The sequence below is a fragment of the Amycolatopsis rhizosphaerae genome, from assembly GCF_007713715.1.
GTDB lineage: Bacteria > Actinomycetota > Actinomycetes > Mycobacteriales > Pseudonocardiaceae > Amycolatopsis_E > Amycolatopsis_E rhizosphaerae.
Genome location: NZ_VJWX01000576.1, coordinates 1 through 4,347, shown reverse-complemented (window position 1 = coordinate 4,347; position 4,347 = coordinate 1). Strand labels below are relative to the sequence as shown.

5 protein-coding genes are annotated in these 4,347 nt (G+C 66.7%); 1 reads left to right on the top strand and 4 read right to left on the bottom strand.

Annotation, left to right across the window (positions count from 1 at the left end):
- Positions 1-22: 22 nt before the first annotated feature.
- From FNH05_RS33430 to FNH05_RS33420, 3 genes are read right to left on the bottom strand one after another with little or no spacing between them, the layout of a single operon-like run.
- Complete coding sequence (locus FNH05_RS33430; protein WP_144592852.1) at positions 23-595, bottom strand: TetR/AcrR family transcriptional regulator; 573 nt, start codon at positions 593-595, stop codon at positions 23-25.
- Positions 596-1,774, bottom strand: coding sequence for an alpha/beta hydrolase (locus FNH05_RS33425; RefSeq protein WP_144592851.1), 1,179 nt, complete (start codon positions 1,772-1,774; stop codon positions 596-598).
- Complete coding sequence (locus FNH05_RS33420; RefSeq protein ID WP_144592850.1) at positions 1,771-2,865, bottom strand: homogentisate 1,2-dioxygenase; 1,095 nt, start codon at positions 2,863-2,865, stop codon at positions 1,771-1,773. The genes FNH05_RS33425 and FNH05_RS33420 overlap by 4 nt, the downstream gene beginning before the upstream one ends.
- Positions 2,866-3,159: 294 nt before the next feature.
- Between FNH05_RS33420 and FNH05_RS33415 the strand changes: the two genes are divergently transcribed.
- Positions 3,160-3,393, top strand: a complete 234-nt coding sequence (locus tag FNH05_RS33415) for a hypothetical protein (RefSeq protein WP_186382868.1) — start codon at positions 3,160-3,162, stop codon at positions 3,391-3,393.
- 24 nt (positions 3,394-3,417) lie between these two features.
- Here the strand turns inward: FNH05_RS33415 and FNH05_RS33410 are convergent, their stop codons facing one another.
- Positions 3,418-4,071 carry a hypothetical protein gene (locus FNH05_RS33410; protein ID WP_144592849.1) on the bottom strand — a complete coding sequence of 218 codons (654 nt, stop codon included), beginning with the start codon at positions 4,069-4,071 and terminating at the stop codon, positions 3,418-3,420.
- Positions 4,072-4,347 lie beyond the last annotated feature (276 nt).

Genomic DNA, 4,347 nt, shown 5'->3' with positions numbered 1-4,347 from the left:
GTATGGGGCAGGGGCGAGGTGCTCAGGCGCGGATGCCGGAGAGGAAGGTTTCGCAGAAGGCGTCGGCGATCTCGCCGGGTGGCAGCGGGCCGTCCTTGCGCAGCCAGACGTAGGAGTAGTTGAACATGCCCATGATTCCCTTGAGCACCACCGGTTCCGGCACCGGTTTGAACACCCCGGTGGCCATGCCCGCGGTGAGGGTGCGCCACCAGACCCGCTCGTAGCGGTGTCTCAGTTCGAGCATCTCCCGCCTGCGCTCGCCGGTGAGCGCGGTGAAATCACGGTAGTGCACCGTCCATTCCAGAACGTGCTCCGCGACGTTGTCCAGCAGGGTCCGGGCGAGTTCGCGAAAGCGCTCTTCCGGCCCGGCCACCCGCTCCTCGATGGCCTGGGCCGCCTCGACCATCAGCCGCAGCGGGGCGGTGCTGATCTCGAACAGCACCGCCTCCTTGCTGCCGATGTGGTGGTACAGCGCGCCGCGCCGCAGCCCGACCGCCTCCTCGAGTTGCGCGATGCCGGTTCCGTGGTAGCCGTGCTCGGCGAACAGCTCCGCGGCCGCGCGCAGGATGCGGGCCTTCCAGGCGGTGTCGCGCACCTAACCGGCCCGCCCGGTGAACCCGCGTTCGGCCAGCCAGGTGGTGATCACCCCGGTCGCCTCGGCGAGTTTCGGCCGCTGGCCGGGGCCGGCGTAGTAGTGCGTCGCGCCGTGCACCACGTGCATCGTCTTGTCCGGATGGCCCACCGCCTCGAACAGCCGCTCGGTGTGGCTCGGCGTGCACGCGTCGTCGGCGCTGTTGCCGATGACCAGCGCCGGAACCTCGAGATCGGCCGCGCAGCGCACGCCGTCGCCGCGGGCGTCGTCGTAGCTCCACTGGGAAAGCCAGCTGCGCAGGGTGGTGAACCGGGCCAGGCCGACCGGCCCGTTGTTGACCACCTGCGGGTCTCCCAGGTAGCACCGGCCGGGCACGCGGTCGTTCGGATCGACCGCAGGGTCGAGCCACCGCGGATCGGCCATCGTCCCGTGCACGACGAACCCCCGTTCCTCCTGCTCCCGGCCCGAGGCACGCAGATCGGCCAGCCGCCGCTTGACGGTCGCGGTGATCCGCCGGTTCCGCGCGATCTGCGCGGCGCGGTAGCGGGCGAGGAACTCCTCGGTGTAGGGCGGCTGGTTCGGGTTCTTCGGGTCGTACAGGTCCAGCTCCGGATCGCGCACGTCCGGGTCGGACTCGTCCAGCACGGCCGCGTCCAGCCACTCGGTCATCGTGCCGTGCCTGCTGACGTGCGCGGCCAGCAGCATCACCGCGTCCGCCGGGATCAGCCCGCACCGGCTCAGATCGGGCGGGTCCCCGGCGGGGGTCGCGGTGATCGTCGGATGCTGCGCCTGCTGCTGGTAGAACAGCGACAGCGCGCCGCCGCCGCTCCAGCCGCCCAGGACCACCTTCCGGTAGCCGAGCCGGTCCCGGGCGTCGGCCACGCAGGCACCCAGGTCCTGCACCACCTTCTCCATGATCAGCGCGCTGTCCACGCCCCGGTAGCGGCTGCCGCAGTAGATGACGTGGTGCCCGGCGCGCGCCAGGCCGGTCATCATCGGCAGGTAGGCACCGCCGCCGATGGGATGCATGAACACCAGCACGGTGCCCGATTCGACGTCGCGGGGACGCAGCAGAAAGCTTTCCAGCGCGACCGTTTCGCCGACCCCGCCGTAGGTGTCGCGATAGGCCGAATCGTCCTCGAACACCACCAGGTACGGGATCCGGTCGTAGGGATGGTTCACGCCTTTACCCCCGCCGTGGCCAGCACCTCGGCGCTGGGCAGCAGCCTGCGCCGGGTGTCGATGGCGATGACCTTCCAGTCCATCCGGCCGAACCGGTCGAACAGTTCCCGCGCCCGCTGTCGGGCCCGTTCCGGCGCGCCGTGGTGGACGCCCTGCGGCGCGTGCGAGAGCAGTCCCTGCGGCAGGTCGGCGCCGAACAGGCTCCCGCCGTGATAGAAGGCGATTTCGTCGTAGTCGACGTTGCGGTGGTACCAGGGCACCCGTTCCGTGCCTGGCACGCTTTCCGCCGGCCGGGGCAGGAAGTGCATCACGGCGACGCCCGCCGCCTGCAGGAACAGGTGCACCGTCGGTGGCAGGTGCGTGCTCGCCGAGGTGTGCACGTCGTAGTCGTCGATGTTGAAGGTGAACGGGAAGTTGTCCCCGCGCCACCCTTCGACGTCGCACGGATCGTGCGGGTAGAAGATCGAGGTGTGCCCGCCGGAATACCGCAGGCGGACCTCGTACTCCTCGCGGCCGTCGTCTTCGACGACCGCGGGTTCGGGAACGACCACGAGCGCGCTGTCGAACGGGAAATGGCGACCGTTGACCCCGGGTTCGGGCACCCGGAACTCCTCCACCGCCTCGATGATCAGCACGTGCGTGTCCGGCCCGTCCGGAACCTGCCGGTAGGTGGTGGCTTTCGGCAGGTACACGTAGTCGCCGGGCCGGTAGGCGAGCGGGCCGAACTCGGTGACGAAGGTGCCGGTGCCGTGGTGCACGAAATGCAGTTCGTCGTGGTCGATGTTGCGCACGTAGTGCGGCGGGGCGGCCGCGCGCATGCTCAGCGAAATGCGGCAGTCCGCGTTGTGGAACATCAGCAGCGGCTCGCCCGCCGGATCGTCGCGGTCGGGCGGGGTGAGCGCGGTGGTGGCCAGGTTGAACCCGGCCAGCGGGCCCTGCCCGCGGAACCGGGTGGGGTCGTGGCGGTGGTAGAGGTAGCTGGTCCGGCCGGTGAACCCGGCACGGCCGAGTTCGTCCTCTTTCAGGCCGTCGAGATCGGCGTGACCACGGCGGGGCGTGGTCCCTTTGCGCAGCTGGACGAAGGATTCCATCGCGTCTCCCGTACTGGGCGGCGGTGCCCGGGATCGGTGAGAGGTGAAAGCCGGGGAAAGGCTGGGAAGCCGGGATCGTTGTACCGTTCGGTCGGTACGATGCAAACACAGCGAGACCACCCCTGTACAGCCTGAATCGATAACCATGCGCGTGCCGGCCTTCCGCCGCGCGGTCGAGCGGTGGTACCCGGCTTTCCCGAATTCCGAGTTCAGTCCGGGATGGTGCCGTGGTTGGACGGGGTGAGCGCCACGAGCGAGTGCACCTTGGCCGCGCCGCCGAGGTTCTTGACGTAGTTGGTCACCCCGTACACCTCCTCGTTCCCGGCGGCCGCGCCGAACGTGACCAACCGGCTCCTGCAGGACTTCTGCCCGAACGACGACACCGAGCACGTCGGGATCTCCTACGACAAGGCGGCGATCCAGCTCGTGCTGAACGGGCTCGACCCGGCACACGCGAAGGACGCCCACCTGCTGACCCGCATCCGGCCGTCCTTCTTGCATCTTGGAAGGTTGTCGATCACTGGTTGAAAACGTTCTCGCAACGACGTACAGTCATCTTGAATTCGGTATCGGAATTTCGACATTGCCGGTGCGTGCCATGAAAATGCCATATCTATTGATGGTGTCCAGCAGTGTCTTCCGGCTGTTGAGGTAGGTCTCCTTGCCTTCGGGTTGTACTGTGGCAACGAAATCGGCAGTGGGTTCGAGCTGCCACCATACATTCAGAAAACGAGGTCTTCTGATCAGTTCCCAGATGGCATTGTTTTCCCGAAGTCCGGTCCTTGTCCGCACATAGGTCGCATTCTGGCTGCTGCGAACGTAAACGCTCCCGTCCTCGGCGGTGCGCGGAGGCGGGATGGACGTCATGGAGTCATCCCTTTCGCTTTCCCTCCATGAGTACTCGAGCGACGATCCCTGCGGGGTGAAACGATCCTTCCGGCCTACGATGGCATAGGCTTCCAAAATCATCTTGCCGGTGCCCAGGTTGCTGGGAAACTGAGCCACCAGCGTGTTCTTCGCATGTTCTCCGGGATTGAGGAAGGTTCCCGGCACCAGATACCTCCCGGAGGTGATGTTGATCAGCCTCGATTGCCGTGAGTACCGGGTGAGGGGAGCGCCGTTTGTCAACTCTTCCTCCTGCTCCCCGATTCCTTTGCCGGGCGTGAAGTCGGCCTTCTGGCTGGACAGAAAGTAGTAACCGTCCAAGACATAGACGCTCGAGTCGCCGATATTTCCGGTATCCAGATTGAGGTGATCTCAGCAAGATCGTGTTGGGTGGTCGGGGTTGGGTGAGCCGGTGTGGTGGGTTTGACTGGTCCTGTGATGAGGGGGCGTGGAGTCCCTGGTAGAAGACGTCTCGCCAAAGAAGATCTTCACCGAAGGACTCCACGTGATTGCCTATCGTGCCATGCTCGACGTGCCTCGTGAACTGGCCCTGTATGCGAGTCGGCTGCTGCGGGCCGAGCGGTGTCGGCGTGGTAC